Raw genomic sequence first — 19,536 nt, 5'->3', positions numbered from 1 at the left:
GCCCCTCCGGGACTGATGGCCCATCAGTCCCGGAGGGACTCGCCGGCTCCCCGATGCCCTACCGTGTGGCCCGTGGAAAGGCACCAGGACAGAGCCCCCGTCCCGCCCGGCCCCCTGCGCATACGCATGGCCGCGGCGGCCCTCGCCGCGGCCGTCTCGGCGTCCGCCGGAGCCTGGGCGTACCTCCGTGCGGGCGGCAGCGCGGGCGACATCGCGCGGGACCTCGCCGTCGGCGTCGCGTACGCGGGCGGCGGTCTCACCGCCTGGTGGCACCGGCCCGCCAACCGCACCGGCCCGCTCATGGTCGCCGAGGGCATCACCTGGTTCGTGGGCAACCTCCAGGGCACCGGAGTGCCCGCCCTCTTCGCGTTCGGCGCCTGGTGGGAGGCGCTCAACATGGCCGTCCTCGTCCACCTGGTCGTCACCTTTCCCGACGGCCGCCTCGCCTCCGCGCTCGCCCGCCGCCTCGTGGTCTTCTCGTACTCACTCGTCGCCGTCGGCGGGCTGCTGCGCGCCCTCACCTACGACCCGGCGGTGGTCGCCCGGGAGGCCACGTACCTCTCCTGCAACGACTGCGGGCCCAACCTCCTGAACGTGCCCGCACTCAACGACCTCTTCACCCCGGTCGACACCGTCTACCGGGCGCTCGGCTGGCTGCTGTCGATCGTGCTGGTCGTCGCCATCGTGCGCCGCTGGCAGCACGCCTCGGTGGCCCGCCGCCGGGCGCTGCTGCCCGCCTGGGTCGCCATCGCGATCGCCTCCGCGTTCCTGCTGTGGGACTTGTTGCTCCTGTTCCTGCCGGCCCCTCTGGCGGGGAATCTCCAGGAGGCGGTCTTCCTGCTCTCCGACGTCACCCAGGTCGCCGTCCCGGTCGCCTTCCTGGTCGGTCTGCTGCGGATGCGGCTCCAGCGCGCCGAGGTGGGCGACCTCGTCATCGACCTCGGCAGCGACCCCGACCAGGACCGGCTGCGGGTCGCCCTCGGCCGGGTCCTCGGCGATCCCGGCCTGCGGATCGGCCTGTGGCAGGAGGAGAAGGGGGAGTACGTCGACGGGGCCGGCCAGAGCGTGCGCGGCGGCGGACCCGGGCGCACCCGCGTCGACTCCTCCCGGGGCACCCCGCTGGCCCTCCTGCACCACGACCCGGCGCTCGCCGAGGACCCGGCCCTGCTGGAGTCGGTCGGGGCGGCGCTGCGGCTGGCGCTGGAGAACGTCTGGCTGCGTACCCAGGCCAAGGAGGTCACCTCCCGCATCGTGCGGGCCGCCGACGCCGAGCGCGGCCGCCTCGAACGCGACTTGCACGACGGTGCGCAGGCCCGTCTCGTCTTCGCGATGATGGCGCTGCGCCGCGTCGACCGGGGCCTGGCCGACCACCCGGACCCGTCGCTGCGCGCCTCCCTCGCCGAGGTGGAGGAGAGCCTCACCCTCGCCCTGGAGGAGCTGCGCGGCATCGCCCACGGCATCCATCCCGCCGTCCTCACCCGCGAGGGCCTGGGGCCCGCGCTCACCGCGCTCGCCCAGCAGGCCGCCGTGCCCGTCGTGGTCGCCGCCGAACCCCGCCGGTACGACCCGGTGGTGGAGTCCACCGCGTACTTCACCGTCTGCGAGGCCCTCGCCAACGCCGCCAAGCACGCCCGCGCCCGCGCGGTCAGCGTCTCCGCGCGGCACACCGGCGACCGGCTGGTGGTGGAGACGGTCGACGACGGGGTCGGCGGCGCCGACACCGCCCGGGGGAGCGGACTGCGGGGGCTGGCCGACCGGCTCGCCGCCGTGGACGGGATACTGCACGTCGACAGTCCCGCAGGCGGCGGGACACGGATCAGGGCGGAGTTGCCGTGCGGATGACAGTGGGCCACAGCGGGCGGGAGTCGGCGTGCGCGTGACAGTGGGCCGCAGCGGGACGGAGCCGGCGTGCGCGTGATAGTGGCCGAGGACTCGGCGCTCCTGCGGCAGGGGATCGTACGGCTCCTCACCGACGCGGGATTCGAGGTGGTCGCCGAACTCGGCGACACCCAGGCACTGCCCGCGCTCGTCGACCGGCACCGCCCGGACTCCGTCCTCCTGGACATCCGGATGCCGCCCACCCACACCGTCGAGGGCCTGCGCGCCGCGGCGGCCATTCGCACACAGCACCCCAATACCGGCATCCTGCTGCTGTCCCAGTACGTGGAGACCACCGACACGGTGCGCGAACTGGCCCGCGACCCGCGCGGCTTCGGCTACCTGCTCAAGGAGCGTGTCGCCGACATCGACGAACTCGGCAGCGCGCTCAAACGGGTCGCGGCGGGGGAGAGCGTCCTGGACCCGCAGGTGGTGGCCCGGCTGCTGGCCGCCCCGCGCGCGCCGGGCCCGCTGGACGAACTGACCGGCCGCGAGCGCGAGGTCCTGGGGCTGATGGCCGAGGGGCGCAGCAACGACGCCATCGCCCGGCACCTGGTGATCGGCGCGAAGACGGTCGAGACGCACGTCCGCAACATCTTCGCGAAGCTGGCCCTGGAGACGGACCTGCACGACCACCGCCGGGTGCGGGCCGTGCTCACGTATCTGCGCGCCTGAGCAGGCCGCAGGAAGAGGTACCAGCAATCCGTTCCGGGACGACGTCTCCCCCGAGATCCCCCGTGATTCCCCCGTCGTCGTCCGCGGAACGGTGCCGGTGAGAACAACCATAGGCAGCCCGCCGGGACCTGACATCAGGGTCTGCCCTGAGATCCGGAATCTTCGCGTCCTGCCCGATCACCGGGGCCCGGAGGGCTGCTTCCACGACCACTCCACGTACTCCCCGGTGCGGCCGGATGGGTGATGCCACCCGTGCTGCGGCGGCATTCGGCACGCACCCGTTCGAGACTGCCCCTACGGGACATTCCGCGTCATGCCTGACCGACGGTCGGCTGCGGACGCCCCGGGAGGAGCGAGGAAGCGATGGAAGTCTGGCTGCTGAACAACCTCAGTACGTTGGGGCTCGCCGTACTGATGATCGGCGGCGTCTTCGCGTTCGCCGCCCTGGGCAGCATGGTCACCCGCCGGAAGTTCCCCCAGGTGGTGAAGGGCCGCAACAACGACATGGTCGGCGTGCTGCTCGGCATGTACGGCGCGATCTACGGCATCATCCTGGCCTTCGTCGTGGTGGCCGAGTGGGAGGGGATAGGAGTCGCCGAGAACATCGTCGCCAACGAGGCCACCCACGCCGCGGAGATCGTCCGCGGTGCCGCCGCGTTCCCCGACCCGGTGGAGAAGCAGCTGGTCGCCTCCGTCGGCACCTACGCGCACGCCGTCGTCGAGGTCCAGTGGCCGCTGATGCGCGAGGGCAAGTCCGACAGCCGGGCCACCGAGGAGGCCCTCCAGGGCGTCTACCAGGTCCTCCAGAACTACGAGCCCACCACCGAGTCCGAGAAGACGTACTACGCGCAGGCCGTCGAGCACCTCGACGAGGTCGTCTCCGACCGGCGCGACCGCATCACCGCCTCCAAGTCCGAGCTGCCGATACTCCTGAAGGTGCTGGTCTACGGCGGCGCGCTCGTCATGGTCCCGCTGACCTTCCTGTACGGCATCGCCAACAAGAAGGCCCAGCTGATGTTCGTCGGTTCGGTCGCCGCGCTGATCGGGGTGAGCCTGCTGCTCACGCTCTCCCTGGACCGGCCGTTCGCGGGCGACCTCGCGGTGCCGTCGACGCCGTTCACGGAGGGCGCGCTCGCGCAGTTCTGGAAGTAGCCGGGAGTACGCGGAAGGGGCGGCCCCCGTCGACGGGGGCCGCCCCTTCTCGCGCGTACCGGTGGCTCAGCCCTCCGCCATCACGACCACGCTGTCGCCCTCGGCGAACCGCAGCCGCCGCGTCTTGTCCGGGTTGAGGTGGATGCCGTACATCGGGGACTGCGCGGCCTCCGACAGACGCCGGTAGCCGATCGCGGAGTGCCCCTGGAGGCGCGCCGACTCCACCACCGTGGAGAAGTCCATCTCGCGCTCCAGCACCACGTAGTCCCGGGCGGGCTTGAGGTAGATCTCGCTGCCCTGCGCGCGGAAGAGGTACTCGAACAGGTCGGCCAGCTTCCGGCTCTCCGAGACCTGCGTCATCAGCAGGCTGATCAGCTTGTCGCTGACGATGAAGTCGTCGCTCTCGCTGATCGGCGCCAGCGCCCGGTTGCGGTCGTCGGTCAGCTCCGCCACCACCGGCAGCGAACGCCCCATCCCACCCGCGATGCTGCGCAGCTGGAGCAGCGTCACCAGGGTGCGGTTGTCGGCGCGCAGCCCCATCGTGCCGTCGGCGTCGTCGCTGAGCACGATCACGTGGTCGTACGAAGCGAGGTCCAGGGCGCGCAGCACGTCGGGCTCCGTGACGTCACCGAGCCGGAACGCCGGAGTCAGCGCGCCGCGCTCCAGCGGTACGGCGGCGACGGTCCGGGCGACCTCCTCCTCCCGGGCGACCACGTCGATCACCGAGCCGTCGGCGACGTAGTGGTCGAGCTCCGTGATGACGGTGGTGGCCCGCCGGTTCCAGCCCAGCATCAGGGTGCGCCCGGGTTCGGCGGGGCGCGGCGACGGGGTGACGATCGCCGCCCGGTCGATGGTCCAGGTGTGGTCGGAGAGGACGATGGTGTCGTCGTCCCAGGAGATCGCGACGATCTCGTCGCCCTCGTGGATGCGGGAGTCGGAGGGCGGGTTGAGGTCCATCGTGCCGTCGGCCCGGCGCAGGCCGATCACCGAGGACGTGGCGTACGACAGGAGCGCCTCGGCGTAGGTGCGGCCCGTCAGCTTCGGCTCGGGGGTGATGTAGAACTCGTTGTCCTCGTAGGTGAGGAGGTCCATGTAGACCACCGAGAGGCCCGGCTGGCGGCAGGTCTGCACGATGAGGCGGGCCGCGATGTCGTCGATGCTCAGCACGCACGCCCCGGCGCCCGCCGCGAGCCGCGCCGCGTCCCGGTTGCGCACGTCCTGCACGGCGGCCAGCAGATGCTGCGGGCGCTCCTGCATGCCGGGGCTCTTGGTGACGGCCAGCAGCGTCTTCACGAGGTCGGCGTCGCCGTCCTCGCCGCCGGGCGTCAGCACGATCACCGCCCGTGCGCCCTGCGGGTTGACCCGCTCGATGTCGGCGGGATCGACCGGGCTTCCGGTGCGGCAGATCACCCGGGTGTTGCGGGTGCTCGGCACCCGGGCCCGGATCAGCTCCTCCATCTCGACCTTGTCCTTGTCGGCGAGGATCGCGATGGACGCCCGGCTCTTGTTGACGTTGGCCTCCACCAGCTCCTTGATGACCGGGTAGACCTGCTCCGACCAGCCCAGGAGCACGGTGTGGTGGTCTTCGAGAACCATGGAGCGGCCGCGCCGCAGGTCCATGATCTTGCGGTTGACCCCGGCCGCGATCAGCCCGACCAGGGTGCTCGCGAAGAACAGACCCACCAGGGCGAGCAGGATCGACAGCACGACGAACACCGGTGTGCCGATCGCGCCGCCCAGCTTGAACGCCGCGCTCACGTTCTTCCAGATCTCCACGAGCTGGTTCTGCAGCGTGGTGGGCCGACCGGTGTCGGCCCAGACCAGCAGGGCGCTGACCGGGATCACGATCGCCAGGCAGATCAGCGAGAGCCAGCCGATCAGGGCCGGAGTGCCGCGGGTCATGGTGTTGTCGAACCAGTACCGAAGCCGGGGTCTGACGACAGAAGTGCGGGCCATGCCGCATCTCACCTCCGGGTACGCGCAGAGAAGGACCGGGACTACGCAGGTGAAGCGCACACATCACCCAGGTGTTCCCGATCCTCACCCGGAAGCAGGGCCGCCGCAGCGCTCCCCGTGGGGCCGCGCGCCCATTCGGGTGCATTCCCGCACCGGTTTCAGCAAGCCGCCGTACGGGTGAACCTCCCGGCCTGTGCGAGGTCCTCCTCGATCCCCGAGGCCGCCGCCCGCAGGGCGGGCAGCACCTCGGCCCGGACCTGTGCCGCGGTGCGCCGACTGCTGTGCATCGCGACGTTCACGGCCGCCACCGCCCGTCCCGTCCGGTCCCGGACGGGCACCGCCACCGACCGCAGGCCCTCCTCCAGCTCGCCGTCCGTGACGGCGTACTGCCGCTCCCGCACCCGGTCGAGTACCTCGGCCAGCTCCTCCACCGAGGTCACCGTGTGCCGGGTCAGCGGCTGCGGGGCGGAGGCCGCGAGCCGCCGCGCCCGCTCGTCCGCGGGCAGGTCGGCCAGCAGGACCCGGCCCATGGAGGTCGCGTACGCGGGGAAGCGGGTGCCCACCGTGATGTTGACGTTCATCACGCGGCTGGTGGCGACCCGGGCCGTGTACTGGATCTCCGTGCCGGTCAGCACCGAGAGCGACGTCGAGTCGTGCACCTGCTGCGCCAGCGCCGCCAGATGCGGCTCGGCGATCTGCGGCAGCGTCAGCCGCGACAGCGGCGGGAAACCGAGCTCCAGCACCCTCGGCGTCGGCCGGAACAGTCCGTCGTGCGCCTCCACGTACCCCAGGTGGACGAACGTGATCAGCGCGCGGCGCGCCGTCGCCCGCGCCAGACCGCACGCCTCGGCGACGCCGGACAGCGTCAACTCCCGACGCCCCGCGCCGAACGCCGTCAGGACGGTCAGCCCGCGCGCCAGCGACTCCACGAACCCGGCACCCAGCTCCTGCTTCGACGCACTGGTCCAACTCGCCAGCGGTTGAGCAGAGTTGACCGGGTGCTCGGTGTCGGCCTCGCGCAGCGCCCGCTCCATCTCCGCGACCTTCGCGCGCAGGCGGGGCAGCACGGCCTTGCGCAGCGACGCCGCACTGTGCCTGCTGGTGTGGCTGACCACGCTCACCGCGCACACCGGCCGTCCGTCCGCGTCCCGTACCGCGAGCGCCAGTGCGACCAGGCCCGGCTCGATCAACTGGTCGTCCAGCGCCCACCCTTGGGACCCGGCCAGCCGGGTGCGCTCGGTGAAGTGCGCCGCGTCGGGCGCTTCCCCCAGCGGCGGTACGGCCAGGAAGCCGAGCCCCTGCGGATCGGCCGCCCGGCGCTCCCGCCAGCGGGCCCACGCCGCCGCGTCCCAGTCGGCGGCGAACAGGGCGCCGGGCGCGGTCCGTTCGGCGGGCAGCAGGTCGCCGATGCGGAAGCTCAGCGACATCGCGCGCCGCCGCGTCGACTGGTGCACGAAGCGGATGCCGTCGCGGTCGGGCACCGCCAGCGACACCGACTCGTCCAGCGCGTCGGCCAGTTCCTCGGCGTGCGGACCGAGCAGGGCCGGGATGCGCAGCGCGGCCAGGTAGGCGTTGCCCAGCTCCATCAGACGCGGGGCGAGCGCGGCGTCCCGGCCGTCGAGGCGCACGTACCCCATGCGCGCCAGGGTCTGGGTGACGCGGTCGACGGTGGAGCGGGCCAGACCCGTGGACCGTACGAGATCGCCCAGGCTCAGCCGTCCGCCCGCGTCGGTCAGGCGGCGCAGCACCTCGACGCCGCGCAGCAGCGGGCCGACGGCCTCGGCGGGGAGGCGGTCGTCGCCCGGGCTCTGGTGCGGGGCGTCCTGGCGGGCGTCGGTCGTGTTCATGTCGGGCATCGGCTCTCCATGGCTGATCTTGGGGCAACCGTAGCCGGACCCTGCCCCCGGGGCGGGTGGGGCATTGACAGGCCGGACGGGTCGACGCAGACTCTGGACGAGTCAAGTGTGAACTCTAGTTCATCAGGCGAACAGCCTGGGGTCAGGAATTCCTTCATGGACAAGGTCAGGGCCACCGCCGCCGAAGCGGTCGCCGACATCCCCGCCGGAGCCACCCTCGCCGTCGGCGGCTTCGGGCTCAGCGGCGTGCCGAACGTACTGATCCAGGCGCTGTACGACGCCGGACCCGACGGCCTGGGCGTCGTCTCCAACAACTGCGGCGTCGACGGCGGCGGCCTCGGCATCCTGCTCGCCGCGGGCCGCATCGTCCGCGTCACCGGCTCCTACGTCGGCGAGAACAAGGAGTTCGCCCGCCAGTACCTCGGCGGCGAGCTGGAGGTCGAACTCGTCCCGCAGGGCACCCTCGCCGAGCGGCTGCGCGCCGGCGGCGCGGGCATCCCCGCCTTCTTCACCCCCGCCGGGGTCGGCACCCAGGTCGCCGACGGCGGACTGCCCTGGCGCTACGGCCCCGACGGCTCGGTCGCCGTGCCGTCGCCCGCGAAGGAGACGCGGGTCTTCGACGGCCAGGAGCACGTCATGGAGCACGGCATCCGCACCGACTTCGCGCTGGTCCGCGCCTGGAAGGGCGACCGGCACGGCAACCTCGTCTTCCGCCGCTCGGCACGCAACTTCAACCCCCTCGCCGCGATGGCGGGACGCGTCACCGTCGCCGAGGTCGAGGAGCTGGTCGAGCCGGGCGAGCTGGACCCGGACGCCGTGCACGTGCCGGGCGTCTACGTCCAGCGGGTCGTGGAGCTGACCCCGGAACAGGCCGCCGACAAGGGCATCGAACGGCGCACGATTTCCGCATCTTCGACACGAGGGACCGTACGTTCATGAGCTGGACCCGCACGGACATGGCCGCCCGCGCCGCCGCCGAACTGACCGACGGCAGTTACGTCAACCTGGGCATCGGCCTGCCGACCCTCGTCCCCAACTACCTCCCCGACGGCATCGACGTCGTCCTGCACTCCGAGAACGGCCTCCTCGGCGTCGGCCCGTACCCGACGGAGTCCGAGGTGGACCCGGACCTGATCAACGCGGGCAAGGAGACCGTCACCGTCCTCCCCGGCTCGTCCTTCTTCGACTCCGCCCTCTCCTTCGGGATGATCCGGGGCGGCCACATCGACACCGCGATCCTCGGGGCCATGCAGGTCTCGGCCCGCGGCGACCTCGCCAACTGGTCCATCCCCGGCAAGATGATCAAGGGCATGGGCGGTGCCATGGACCTCGTGCACGGCGCCCGCCGGGTCATCGTGCTCACCGACCACACCGCCAAGGACGGCACCCCGAAGATCGTGGGGGAGTGCACCCTGCCGCTCACCGGCAAGGCCTGCGTGCACCGCATCATCACCGACCTCGGCGTCCTGGACGTCACTGACGCCGGACTCGTGCTGGTCGAGACCGCGCCGGGCGTCAGCGCCGAAGAACTGATCGCGAAGACGGGCGCACCCGTCGCCCTCGGGGAGGTGGTGGGGCGATGACCGCGCTCCGTGACGTGTACGTGGTGGACGCCGTCCGCACCCCGGTCGGCAAGTACGGCGGCGCCCTCAGCGGCGTGCGGCCCGACGACCTCGCCGCGACCGTACTGCGCGAACTGCTCTCCCGCACCCCGGACTTGGACCCGGCCCGGATCGACGACGTGTTCTTCGGCAACGCCAACGGCGCGGGCGAGGAGAACCGGGACGTCGCCCGCATGGCCGTCCTGCTCGCCGGACTCCCGGTGAGCGTGCCGGGTGTCACCGTCAACCGGCTCTGCGGCTCCGGCATGGAGGCCGTCATCCAGGCGGCCCGCGCCGTCGCCGTCGGGGACGCCTCCGTCACGGTCGCGGGCGGCGTGGAGTCCATGAGCCGCGCGCCCTGGGTGCTGCCCAAGCCGGAGCGGGCCTTCCCCGCCGGGCACCAGCAGATGTACTCCACCACCCTCGGCTGGCGGATGACCAACCCGCGCATGCCCGAGGAGTGGACGGTCGCGCTGGGGGAGGGGGCGGAGCTGGTCGCGGAGCGCTACTCCGTGACGCGCGAGGCCCAGGACGCCTTCGCACTGACGAGCCATCAGAAAGCTGCTGCTGCTTGGGCGGAGGGCCTGCACGACGGCGAGATCGTCCCCGTCGCAGGCGTCGACCTCGCCCGCGACGAATGCATCCGCGAGTCCTCGACCATCGAGGCCCTCGCCAAGCTGAAACCCGTCTTCCGCAAGGACGGCACCGTCACCGCCGGGAACTCCTCCCCGCTCAACGACGGCGCGGCCGCCCTGCTCCTCGTGGACGAGGACGGCCTGCGCGCCACCGGCCGCGAACCCCTCGCCCGCATCAGCGCCAGTGCCGTCACCGGCATCGAGCCGCAGTTCTTCGGCGCGGGCCCCGTCGAAGCGGTCCACCGCGCCCTGAAGAAGGCCGGGCGCGGCCTCGGCGACCTCGACGTGGTCGAGCTCAACGAGGCCTTCGCCGCCCAGGCCCTCGCCTGCCTCTCCCAGTGGCCCGGACTCGACCCCGCCGTCGTCAACCCGCGCGGCGGCGCCCTCGCCGTCGGCCACCCCCTCGGCGCGTCCGGCGCCCGCATCACCGGGGCCGTCGCCCACCAGCTCGCCGCAGCCGGTTCCGGCACCGGGATCGCCACCCTGTGCATCGGCGTCGGGCAGGGCCTCGCACTCGTCCTCGAAAGGTGAACACCCCTTGAGCTCCGCCGAACTGACGCAGGATCACATCAGCGCCGAAATAGCCGAGCGGCACCAGGCCGTGGCCAAGGCGGTCGCGGCGGGCGCCCCCGCCCCGCACCACCCGCCGCGCGACTTCACCCCGTACCGCAGCAGCGTCCTGCGCCACCCGCAGCAGCCGCTGATCGCCGTGGGCGACGACCCGGAGGCCGCCGAACTCCACGGCCCCGTCTTCGGCGTCACCGACGTCACGGACCTCGACGCCGACCTCACCCGCCAGCACGCCGGGGAGCCGCTCGGCGAGCGCATCACCGTCACCGGACGCGTCCTGGACCGTCACGGCCGCCCCGTACGCGGCCAGCTCGTCGAGCTCTGGCAGGCCAACGCCTCCGGGCGCTACGCCCACCAGCGCGACCAGCACCCCGCCCCGCTCGACCCCAACTTCACCGGTGTGGGGCGGTGCCTGACGGATGATCAGGGTTTGTACTCCTTCACGACCGTCAAGCCGGGTGCGTACCCCTGGCGCAACCACCTGGGCGCCTGGCGGCCCGCGCACCTCCACTTCTCCCTCTTCGGGACCGCCTTCACCCAGCGCCTGGTCACCCAGATGTACTTCCCCGGCGACCCGCTCTTCCCGTACGACCCGATCCTCCAGTCGGTCACCGACCAGGCCGCCCGCGAACGCCTCGTCGCCGCGTACGACCACTCCCTCTCGCGCCCCGAATGGTCGCTCGGCTACCGCTGGGACATCGTCCTGGACGGCCCCGCCGCCACGCTGCCCGACCCCGAGGAGAACCACTGATGCCCGCCGTCCTCCCGCCGACCCCCTCCCAGACGGTCGGCCCCTTCTACGGCTACGCGCTGCCCTTCGCCGGCGGCGGCGACATCGCCCCGGCGGGCCACCCGGACACGGTCACCGTGCACGGCCACGTCACGGACGGGAACGGCGACCCGATCCCCGACGCGGTGATCGAGACCTGGCAGGCCGCGCCCGACGGGTCCCTCGCCGGCCGGCCCGGATCGCTCCGCCGCGACCCGGTGACCGGCGGCTTCCTGGGCCGCAACGGGGTCGACTTCACCGGCTTCGGCCGGGTCGCCACCGACGCGGACGGCCACTGGGCGGTGCGCACGCTGACGCCGCCGGACTCCGTCCCGTACCTCGCGGTGTGCGTGTTCGCGCGCGGGCTCATGCACCACCTCGCCACGCGGGCGTACTTCACGGACGACATCACGGCGGGTCCGCTCGCCGACCTGCCCGCCGCCCGGCGCGCCACGCTGCTCGCGGTGGCCGAGTCGGACGGGCTGCGCCGGTTCGACATCCGGGTGCAGGGGGAGCGGGAGACGGTGTTCCTTGACTTCCGGTGACGCCTTTGGCTCCGCGACTTCCGGTGACGCCTTTGGCTCTGCCTCGGGATGTGGCCCTGTTGATACGGGGCTCTTCTCGCCCGGTACGGTCGGCAGCGCGGCCGAGGCCGCAACCGGCGACCGGGCCTTCCTCCAGGCCCTCCTCGATGCCGAGGCCGCGCTGACCCGGGCCCAGGCCCGGCTCGGGGCGGCCCCCGCCGGTGCCGCGGTCTCGGTGACGGCGGCGGCCGACGCGGACCGGTACGACGTGCGCGACCTGGCGCTGCGGGCGCGGGCGGGCGGCAACCCGGTCATCCCGCTGGTCGCCGACCTCACCGCGCAGGTGGCCCAACGGGACGCTGCCGACGCCGAGTTCGTGCACAGGGGAGCGACCAGTCAGGACATCCTCGACACCGCCCTGATGCTGGTCGCGGCACGCACGCTGGAACATGTCCTGTCCGACCTGGAGGCCGCGGCGGCCTCGCTCGGCGGCCTCGCCGCGCAACACCGTGCGACACCCATGGCGGGCCGCACCCTCACCCAGCACGCCGTGCCGACCACCTTCGGCCTCAAGGCCGCCGGGTGGCGGTCGCTGGTCCTGGACGCGCACGACCGGCTGACCGTGGTACGCGAGGGCCTTCCGGCCCAACTGGGCGGTGCGGCGGGCACGTTGGCGGCCTTCGCGGAGTACGGTGCGGAGCCGCTCGGCCTGGTGTCGGCATACGCGGCCGAACTCGGCCTGGCCGTACCGGACCTGCCCTGGCACACGCTCCGGACCCCGGTCGCGGACCTGGCGGGCGCACTGGCCTTCACGGCGGGCGCGCTCGGCAAGATCGCCGCCGATGTGCTGGTCCTCTCCCGGACGGAGATCGGCGAACTCGCGGAGGGCGCCGGGGGCGGCTCGTCCGCGATGCCGCACAAGAGCAACCCGGTGCGAGCCACGCTCATCGCCGCCACCGCCCGCCAAGTCCCCGCGCTGGCCGGTGTGTTGTACGGCTCCCTCACCGCCGAGGACGAGCGTCCCGCAGGCGCCTGGCACGCGGAGTGGCTGCCGCTGCGCGACGCGCTGCGCCTCACGGGCGGAGCGGCGCGGGACGCGGCGGCGCTCGCGGAGGGGCTGACCGTCCACACCGGGCGCATGCGGGCCCATCTCGACCGTACGAACGGACTGATCGTCTCGGAACGCCTGAGCGCGGTGCTCACACCACTGCTGGGCCGCGCGCAGGCCAAGCACGTCCTGACCCGGGCCGCCCGGCACGCCACCGAGCACGGCACGACCCTGGCGGAGGCACTCGCGTCCCGGCCCGAGGTCGCCGCGGCGGTGGCGGGAGCCGAGCCGCACCCGGGGGGCGCCCTGCACGGGGCCGCCACCGAGCCGGACGTGAACCGTTCCACCACCCCCGAGGCCGACGCGCAGGGTGCCGCGCTCGCCCGTCTGCGTGACCTCACCGACCCCACCCGCTACCTGGGCGCCGCCCCCGAACTCGTCGACCGGGCGCTCGCCCGGCAGCCCCTTGTCCGTCACCCCCGCACCCCCCTCCAGGACCCCCGATGACTCATCCCCTCCTCCACCACCGCGTCGACGGCCCCGCCGACGCCCCGCCGCTCCTCCTCGGGCCCTCCCTCGGCACCTCGCTGAGCGTCTGGGAGGGTCAAGTGCCCGCCCTCGCACGCGAGTTCCGTGTGGTCCGGTGGGACCTTCCCGGGCACGGCGGCTCCGACGCGCAGCTCCTCGGGGCCGGGGCGAGTGTCGCCGACCTCGGACGGCTCGTGCTCGGGCTCGCCGACGCGCTCGGCATCGACCGGTTCGCGTACGCCGGGGTCTCGCTCGGCGGTGCGGTCGGCTCGTGGCTCGCCGTGCACCACCCCGAGCGGGTCGAGCGGCTCGCCCTCGTCTGCACGGCGGCCCGGTTCGGGACGGCCGAGGCATGGCAGCAGCGGGCGGCGCTGGTGCGCCGCGAGGGCATGGAACCGCTGGTGGCGACCGCGCCCGCACGCTGGTTCACCCCCGGGTTCGCGGGAGCGGCCGCCGCGGAACTCGCCGAGGCCCAGCGCACCGTCGACCCGGCCGCGTACGCCGCCTGCTGCGACGCGCTCGCCGCCTTCGACCTGCGCGACGACCTCGGCAAGATCACCGCTCCGACCCTGGTGATCGCCGGTCGCGCCGACACCGCGACCCCGCCCGCCGACGCCCGCCTGCTCGCCGACACGATCCCCGACGCGGGCCTCGTCGAACTCCCGCACGCCGCACACCTGGCGGGCGTGGAGCGCCCGGACGCCGTACTCGCCGCTCTCCAGGGGCACTTGACGGAGTCCGCCTGCACGGGGACCGGCACGGTCGGTGGTTGCGTGCAGGGCGACGGCTCCGCCGTACGCCATGAGCCCGACGTCCGGGTGTCCGGCCGGAGCGGCGGCCCTGGCGTGGGCGGTCCCTCCGGCGCACCCCCCGGGGCTGCCCCCTGTGACGACCCCGCCGCGCGCCGCGCGCGTGACGTCCGGGCGACCGGTACGGTCGGCGGCCCCGGCGAGGACGGCCCGTCCGGCGCACTCCCCGGGGCCGCCCCCCACGGCGACCGTACCGCGCGCCGGGCCCACGCCGACGGCACGGCCGTCCGACGGGCCGTCCTCGGGGACGCCCACGTGGACCGGGCCGTCGCCCGCACCAGCCCCCTCACCGCCCGCTTCCAGGACTTCATCACCCGGTACGCCTGGGGCGAGATCTGGACCGGCGACACCCTCGACCGGCGCACCCGCAGCTGCATCACCCTCACCGCCCTCGTCGCGGGCGGCCACCACGACGAACTGGCCCTGCACGTACGGGCCGCCGTGCGCAACGGACTCAGCCACGACGAGATCGGCGAGGTCCTCCTCCAGTCCGCCGTCTACTGCGGCGTACCCGCCGCCAACTCCGCCTTCGGCATCGCCCAGCGCGTACTGGACGAAGAAGCCACCGCAGAAGCAATCAGTGAAACGGACAACTGACCCCATGCACACCACAGTCGGCATCATCGGCGGCGGCCCGGCCGGACTCCTCCTCGCACGCCTCCTGCACAACGCCGGAATCGACAGCGTCGTCCTGGAGAGCCGCGACCGCGCCTACGTCGAGCAGCGCCAGCGCGCCGGAATCCTCGAACAGGGCACGATCGACATCCTCCGCGCCGCCGGAGCCGGGACCCGCATGGACGCGGAGGGCATGCCGCACGACGGCATCGAGCTGCGCTTCGACGGCCGCGCCCACCGCCTCGACTTCCCCGCCCTCACCGGCGGCCGCAGCGTCATGGTGTACGCCCAGACGGAGGTGGTGAAGGATCTGATAGGCCTTCAACTGGCCGACGGCGGACCATTGTTGTTCGAGGCCGAGGTCACGGACGTCGAAGGGGCGGACAGTGCGCGGCCCCTCGTCCGCTACCGCCACGACGGCGAGGACAAGACGCTCAGCTGCGACTACGTCGTCGGCTGCGACGGCTTCCACGGTGTCGCCCGCAACGCCGTCCCCGAGTCCGTCCGCACCACGTACGAGCGGACCTACCCCTACTCCTGGCTCGGCATCCTCGCCGACGCCCGCCCCGTCTACGACGAACTGATCTACGCCCACCACGAGCGCGGCTTCGCCCTCGCCAGCATGCGCTCGCCCACGGTGAGCCGCCTCTACCTCCAGGTGCCCAACGGCACCGACCCCGCCGACTGGTCCGACGAACAGATCTGGGACGAACTCGACGCCCGCTTCGCCACCGACGCCGACCCGGGCTGGAAGCTGGAACGCGGGCCGATCACCGCCAAGTCCGTGCTCCCGATGCGCAGTCACGTCACCGAGCCGATGCGGTACGGAAGGGTCCTCCTCGCCGGCGACGCCGCCCACATCGTCCCGCCGACCGGCGCCAAGGGCCTCAACCTGGCCGCCGCCGACGTGGTCCGCCTCGCCGAGGCGTTCACCCGGCTGCACACCACGGGCGAGACGGACCTCCTGGACGCCTACTCGGACGCCGCGCTGCGCCGGGTCTGGCGCGCCGAGCACTTCTCGTACTTCATGACCACGACGCTCCACGCGGAGCCCGAGCAGTCCGCGTTCCAGACCCGGCTGCAGATCTCCCAGCTCGACCGCATCGCCTCCTCGCGGCACGCTGCGGCCGAACTCGCCGAGAACTATGCGGGGTTGCCCTTCACGGGCTGAGCGAGGGGAGGAGCGGGCGGGGCGGTGCGCCCCCGCCCGCCGAGCCGTGCCGCCACCGGCACCAGCGCGATCGCCACCGCACCCAGCAGCCCCGCCAGCGCGAACGACGTGAAGCCCCAGCTCTGGTTGCCGCTGGAGGCAAGCGCCCCGCCCAGCCACGGGCCGAACACCGCTCCCGTACGGCCGACCCCGGTCACCCAGCCGAGCCCGGCGGCCCGCTCGCTGTCCCGGTAGAGGGAGTTGCTCGCCGCGTAGACCATCACCTGCGCGCTGAACAGCCACACGCCGGTGACGGCCACGACGACGTATGTCCAGCCCAGCGGCAGATGCGCCTTCAGCAGCAGCGCCCCGACCGCCGTCAGCACGAACCAGATCGCGGAGACCCGCACGGCCCCGAACCGGTCAGCGGTGCGGCCCGCGATCAGCATGCCGACGATGCCGCCCGCGTTGATGACCATGAGGAAGCTGACCGACGACGTCAGGCCGTATCCCGAGGCCCGCATCATCTGCGGCAGCCACGTCGAGACCCCGTACACGAGCAGCAGCCCGCAGAACGAGGCCAGCCACAGCAGCGGCGTCGCCCACCGCGACTCCGGCCGGAACAGCGCCAGTACGGCGTCCCAGCGCCCCCGTGCCCCGGCCGCCGGAGCCGCCACCGCCGTCGGCCGCACCAGCCCGTACCTGTCGGCGACCGCATCTGCCCGCGCCCGGTCGCCGCGCGCGAGCAGCACCCCGGGCGACTCCGGCATCAGCCTCAGCAGCAGCGGTACGGCGATCAGGGCGGGCAGCACGCCCGCCCAGAACACCCAGCGCCAGCCCGCCGCCGGAGCCAGCGTCAGCCCCAGCCCCGTCGCGACCATGCCGCCCGCGTGGTACGAGGTCATCAGGAGCCCGGTGGTCAGCGCGACCCGGCGCGGCGGGGCGAACTCCATCACCATCGCCAGGCACAGCGGCATCAGTCCGCCGAGCCCGAGCCCGGCGACGAACCGGCCCGCCCCGAAGAGCGCGGGCGTCCCGGCGAGCGCGCACAGCGCCGACCCCAGCGAGAACAACAGCACGCTGCCCGCCAGCATCGGGCGGCGGCCCAGCCAGTCGGTGAGGTTCCCGGCGGTGAGCGCGCCGATGAGCATGCCGAAGGTGGTCCAGCTGCCGATGGTGCCCGCACTGGAGGTGGTCAGGCCGAGGCCGGGGTCGTCGAGCATGTGCGGCATGACGGCGCCGTAGATGTTCACGTCCATGCCGTCGAAGAACACGGCCAGCCAGCACAGGGCGAGCACCGGCAGCACGGAACGGAACGTGTGGGGGCGGCCCGGGGGAGCGGAGGCGGTCATCCAAGTCCCTTGCGGTGTGGGGGAGTTGAGGCGGCGACCGTATTGCGTCGTTCGTCCAGTGAACTTAGCTTCGCCGACAGAGTGGCAAGAGTGTCCGTCCGGGGCGGGTGCATGTCAATGAAAAGCGGACCACCATGATCAGGGAGTTCGCGACCGGCGCGCGCGGCATCAAGACCGTCGGTGCCACCGACCGGCGCCACCAGTGCTGGCTGTGGAACTCCGCTGCGTTACTCACAACAGCGTGAAGCGCAGGAAGCATGCCATCGGCGTCGTCGACGCGTACTGCCCGAGCAGGGCGGTCCCGATGATCGGCGTGAGCGATCCGCCCAGCACGATGGCGAGTTGACAGCCGAGCGGGGCCCCGGTGTACCGCACGGCGCTCGGGAACAGGTCCGCGAAGGGCGGGCCGGGGGTCAGGGCAGGGAGGCCCGGGTGTTCATGACGATCCGCTGGGGGCGCGAAGGTTACGTACCCCGAAGACCCACCGGCCCAGCCCCGCCAGGGCCCCTCAGCCCACCAGCCTCAGCCCCGCCTCCGCCCTGCCCACCCACACCGTCTGACCCCACCCCACCTCCACCGCGTCGCCCTCCATCCCGTCCCCGAACGCCACCATCCGGTCCGACTCCACCGTCACCCGCAGCCGTTCGGCCCCCGCCAGCACCCCCTCCACCCGCGAGGTCCCCGTCGTCGGCGACGGCCACGCCTCCCGGACGAACCACGCCAGGCCGGCGTCCCGGGGGCCCGGCAGGCGCAGTGCCGAGCCCCGCTCCAGCCAGAGCGAGCGCAGCCAGCCCGTGGCCCCGGTGCCCGTCCCGATCAGCACGCCGGAGGAGGCCTGGGCCTCGTCCCCGGGGGCGTCGCCGAGGCCGATCCGGTAGCGCGCCGTCTGGTGTCCCGCCGGGCCGAGGAAGATCTCGTTGAGCGCCACCAGCCGCTGGGTGTCGTCCGCCACCGCCTCCACCATCGTCAGCAGCTCGGCCGCCCCGTCGCCCGCCGCCGACCGCATCACCTTCCCCGCGTCCGCCGCCCGGTGCCGCACCAGTACCCCCGGATTGCGGCCCGGGTCCGTGTCGACGCCCACCACCGGCTGCCCCTGAAGGTACTTGGCCGTGTTCGCCACCAGACCGTCCTGCCCGACGACCACCACGACGTCCTCCGGACCGAACAGGAAGCGGTCCAGGTCCGCCCGCTCCACCCGGGCCTGCCGCCACTGCAACGGCACGGCCCCCGCCACCTCCGCCAGCGCCCGCCGGGCCCGCAGATGCCGTTCCTCCACCTCGCGCACGCTCCGCCCCCGCGCGCGCAGGTAGAACTCGGCCTGGCCGCGCGTGCCGTGCCGGGCGAGCAACTCCTCGTACTCACTGGTGCGATGGACCAGCACGGCACGCGGTGCGAGGCTCACGACCGGCCGCCCCCGCTGCCGCCGTTTGCCAGCTTCGCCAGCATCCCCGTCAGCACGTCCGGCGACACCGTCAGGTTCTCGATGCGCGGCACGTTCTCCGCCAGCAGCGTCGTCGCCAGCGCGTGCAAGGTCGCCGGATCGACCTCCCCGTGCACCCGCAACCACGCCGCCTGCGCCTCGGCCCGCGCCTCACCGACCGCACGCGCCGCCTCCGCCTCCGCGCGGGCGAGCCGCACCTTCCGGGCGGCCTCCGACTCGGCCTTCACCCCGTCGGCCGCCGCCAGCTCCTCCGCCTCACGGCGGGCGTTGGTGCCGCGCTGGTCGACCAACTGCTCCTCGCGGCGGGCCAGTTCGATGCGGCTGGCGAGCTCGTTCTCCGCGATGGCCCGCTCCCGTTCCACCGCGACCGCCCGGCGCTGGTACGTCGCCCGGTCGGCCTCCTGCTGGATCTGCTCCCGCGCCGGGGTGCGCAGCGCCCGCTCGACGTCCGCCTCGGGCCGGATCGCCACCACCCGCACCGCGACGACCTCGATCCCGGTGGCGGGCAGTCGGGGCTCGGCCTCCAGACCGGTCGCGATGCGTCCTCGTACCGCTGACACACCATCAACAAGCGCCTCCGACAAGGGGATACGTGCCAGCGTGTCGAGGGCGTGCTGCTGGGCGGTCTCTGTCAGCAGGGTCGCGATCTGCTCCAGCGGTGCGCCGCGCCAGGCCCCCGAGTCCGGGTCCACGGAGAAGTCGAGACGGGCGGCGGCCACCGCGGGGTCGCTGATCCGGTACGTGACCGTGGCCTGGAGGGTGACGTCCTGGAAGTCGGCCGTACGAGCGTGGAAGGCCATCGCCAACTCCCGGTCGCTGACCGGCACTTCGGAGAGCGCCGCGGTCAGTGACCGGAACCAGAAGCTGAGCCCCGGCCCGTCGTGGACCAGCTTGCCGCGCCGGTGGTGGCGGATGTGGGCGGTGGGCGCGGACCTCAGGTGGCGCCAGCCGAAGCGCCGGGTGATGTCGGCCATGAG

17 protein-coding genes are annotated in these 19,536 nt (G+C 73.2%); 11 read left to right on the top strand and 6 right to left on the bottom strand.

The genetic code is table 11. The features are described from left to right. Positions 1-72 precede the first annotated feature (72 nt). The 3 genes from ACIO3O_RS29770 to ACIO3O_RS29760 all read left to right on the top strand — a co-directional run bounded on the left by ACIO3O_RS29770 (position 73) and on the right by ACIO3O_RS29760 (position 3,705). The gene (locus ACIO3O_RS29770; RefSeq protein WP_401751211.1) at positions 73-1,842 is read left to right on the top strand and encodes a sensor histidine kinase; all 1,770 of its coding nucleotides are present in this window, start codon (positions 73-75) and stop codon (positions 1,840-1,842) included. Between the two features lie 66 nt (positions 1,843-1,908). Further along, positions 1,909-2,553, top strand: a complete 645-nt coding sequence (locus tag ACIO3O_RS29765; RefSeq protein WP_401751208.1) for a response regulator — start codon at positions 1,909-1,911, stop codon at positions 2,551-2,553. A 363-nt stretch (positions 2,554-2,916) separates the two neighbouring features. Continuing rightward, entirely contained in the window at positions 2,917-3,705 is a 789-nt protein-coding gene (locus ACIO3O_RS29760; RefSeq protein WP_401751205.1) for a hypothetical protein, read from the top strand. Between the two features lie 66 nt (positions 3,706-3,771). Here the strand turns inward: ACIO3O_RS29760 and ACIO3O_RS29755 are convergent, their stop codons facing one another. Further along, positions 3,772-5,661 carry an NAD-binding lipoprotein gene (locus ACIO3O_RS29755; protein WP_401751202.1) on the bottom strand — a complete coding sequence of 630 codons (1,890 nt, stop codon included), beginning with the start codon at positions 5,659-5,661 and terminating at the stop codon, positions 3,772-3,774. A gap of 158 nt (positions 5,662-5,819) precedes the next feature. Further along, positions 5,820-7,508, bottom strand: a complete 1,689-nt coding sequence (locus ACIO3O_RS29750) for an IclR family transcriptional regulator C-terminal domain-containing protein (protein WP_401751241.1) — start codon at positions 7,506-7,508, stop codon at positions 5,820-5,822. A 165-nt stretch (positions 7,509-7,673) separates the two neighbouring features. On the opposite strand from ACIO3O_RS29750, the gene ACIO3O_RS29745 reads away from it, so the two are divergent. The 8 genes from ACIO3O_RS29745 to ACIO3O_RS29710 are packed head-to-tail and all read left to right on the top strand — an operon-like array spanning position 7,674 to position 15,787. Further along, positions 7,674-8,456: a CoA transferase subunit A gene (locus tag ACIO3O_RS29745; RefSeq protein ID WP_401751199.1), complete on the top strand. Its 783-nt coding sequence runs from the start codon at positions 7,674-7,676 to the stop codon at positions 8,454-8,456. Then, positions 8,453-9,100, top strand: coding sequence for a CoA transferase subunit B (locus ACIO3O_RS29740; protein WP_401751197.1), 648 nt, complete (start codon positions 8,453-8,455; stop codon positions 9,098-9,100). Before ACIO3O_RS29745 ends, ACIO3O_RS29740 begins: the two co-directional genes overlap by 4 nt. Further along, the gene (locus ACIO3O_RS29735; RefSeq protein ID WP_401751195.1) at positions 9,097-10,284 is read left to right on the top strand and encodes a thiolase family protein; all 1,188 of its coding nucleotides are present in this window, start codon (positions 9,097-9,099) and stop codon (positions 10,282-10,284) included. Before ACIO3O_RS29740 ends, ACIO3O_RS29735 begins: the two co-directional genes overlap by 4 nt. Before the next feature lie 7 nt (positions 10,285-10,291). Then, positions 10,292-11,074 (top strand): protocatechuate 3,4-dioxygenase subunit beta, encoded by a 783-nt coding sequence (pcaH, locus tag ACIO3O_RS29730; RefSeq protein WP_401751192.1) that lies wholly within the window; start codon positions 10,292-10,294, stop codon positions 11,072-11,074. Next, positions 11,074-11,637: a protocatechuate 3,4-dioxygenase subunit alpha gene (gene pcaG, locus ACIO3O_RS29725; RefSeq protein WP_401751190.1), complete on the top strand. Its 564-nt coding sequence runs from the start codon at positions 11,074-11,076 to the stop codon at positions 11,635-11,637. The genes pcaH and pcaG overlap by 1 nt, the downstream gene beginning before the upstream one ends. Next, positions 11,624-13,171: a 3-carboxy-cis,cis-muconate cycloisomerase gene (gene pcaB / locus ACIO3O_RS29720; RefSeq protein ID WP_401751187.1), complete on the top strand. Its 1,548-nt coding sequence runs from the start codon at positions 11,624-11,626 to the stop codon at positions 13,169-13,171. Before pcaG ends, pcaB begins: the two co-directional genes overlap by 14 nt. Beyond that, entirely contained in the window at positions 13,168-14,598 is a 1,431-nt protein-coding gene (gene pcaD, locus ACIO3O_RS29715) for a 3-oxoadipate enol-lactonase (RefSeq protein WP_401751185.1), read from the top strand. Before pcaB ends, pcaD begins: the two co-directional genes overlap by 4 nt. Before the next feature lie 4 nt (positions 14,599-14,602). After that, entirely contained in the window at positions 14,603-15,787 is a 1,185-nt protein-coding gene (locus ACIO3O_RS29710) for a 4-hydroxybenzoate 3-monooxygenase (protein ID WP_401751182.1), read from the top strand. Here ACIO3O_RS29710 and ACIO3O_RS29705 read toward each other — a convergent pair. The 4 genes from ACIO3O_RS29705 to ACIO3O_RS29690 form a co-directional block, all read right to left on the bottom strand. After that, a complete protein-coding gene (locus ACIO3O_RS29705) occupies positions 15,760-17,118 on the bottom strand; it encodes an MFS transporter (protein ID WP_401751179.1) in 1,359 nt (452 codons plus the stop codon). The genes ACIO3O_RS29710 and ACIO3O_RS29705 overlap by 28 nt on opposite strands. 231 nt (positions 17,119-17,349) lie before the next feature. Continuing rightward, positions 17,350-17,493 carry a hypothetical protein gene (locus ACIO3O_RS29700; protein ID WP_401751176.1) on the bottom strand — a complete coding sequence of 48 codons (144 nt, stop codon included), beginning with the start codon at positions 17,491-17,493 and terminating at the stop codon, positions 17,350-17,352. Positions 17,494-17,626: 133 nt separating this feature from the next. Beyond that, entirely contained in the window at positions 17,627-18,520 is an 894-nt protein-coding gene (locus tag ACIO3O_RS29695) for a hypothetical protein (protein ID WP_401751173.1), read from the bottom strand. Then, positions 18,517-19,533 carry an SPFH domain-containing protein gene (locus ACIO3O_RS29690; protein WP_401751170.1) on the bottom strand — a complete coding sequence of 339 codons (1,017 nt, stop codon included), beginning with the start codon at positions 19,531-19,533 and terminating at the stop codon, positions 18,517-18,519. The genes ACIO3O_RS29695 and ACIO3O_RS29690 overlap by 4 nt, the downstream gene beginning before the upstream one ends. Between the last annotated feature and the right edge of the window lie 3 nt (positions 19,534-19,536).

The sequence above is a fragment of the Streptomyces sp. NPDC087440 genome (genome assembly GCF_044744005.1).
GTDB lineage: Bacteria > Actinomycetota > Actinomycetes > Streptomycetales > Streptomycetaceae > Streptomyces.
This window is presented reverse-complemented; position numbering and strand designations above follow the sequence as displayed.

What these genes read in the sequence shown, in the direction of transcription:
- ACIO3O_RS29745 (WP_401751199.1), top strand. Translation starts at nt 7,674, where the DNA reads ATGGACAAGGTCAGGGCCACCGCCGCCGAAGCGGTCGCCGACATCCCC.
- ACIO3O_RS29760 (WP_401751205.1), top strand. Translation starts at nt 2,917, where the DNA reads ATGGAAGTCTGGCTGCTGAACAACCTCAGTACGTTGGGGCTCGCCGTA.
- ACIO3O_RS29735 (WP_401751195.1), top strand. Translation starts at nt 9,097, where the DNA reads ATGACCGCGCTCCGTGACGTGTACGTGGTGGACGCCGTCCGCACCCCG.
- pcaD (WP_401751185.1), top strand. Translation starts at nt 13,168, where the DNA reads ATGACTCATCCCCTCCTCCACCACCGCGTCGACGGCCCCGCCGACGCC.
- ACIO3O_RS29705 (WP_401751179.1), bottom strand. Translation starts at nt 17,118, where the DNA reads ATGACCGCCTCCGCTCCCCCGGGCCGCCCCCACACGTTCCGTTCCGTG.
- ACIO3O_RS29690 (WP_401751170.1), bottom strand. Translation starts at nt 19,533, where the DNA reads ATGGCCGACATCACCCGGCGCTTCGGCTGGCGCCACCTGAGGTCCGCG.
- ACIO3O_RS29755 (WP_401751202.1), bottom strand. Translation starts at nt 5,661, where the DNA reads ATGGCCCGCACTTCTGTCGTCAGACCCCGGCTTCGGTACTGGTTCGAC.
- ACIO3O_RS29710 (WP_401751182.1), top strand. Translation starts at nt 14,603, where the DNA reads ATGCACACCACAGTCGGCATCATCGGCGGCGGCCCGGCCGGACTCCTC.
- ACIO3O_RS29740 (WP_401751197.1), top strand. Translation starts at nt 8,453, where the DNA reads ATGAGCTGGACCCGCACGGACATGGCCGCCCGCGCCGCCGCCGAACTG.
- ACIO3O_RS29750 (WP_401751241.1), bottom strand. Translation starts at nt 7,508, where the DNA reads ATGAACACGACCGACGCCCGCCAGGACGCCCCGCACCAGAGCCCGGGC.
- pcaG (WP_401751190.1), top strand. Translation starts at nt 11,074, where the DNA reads ATGCCCGCCGTCCTCCCGCCGACCCCCTCCCAGACGGTCGGCCCCTTC.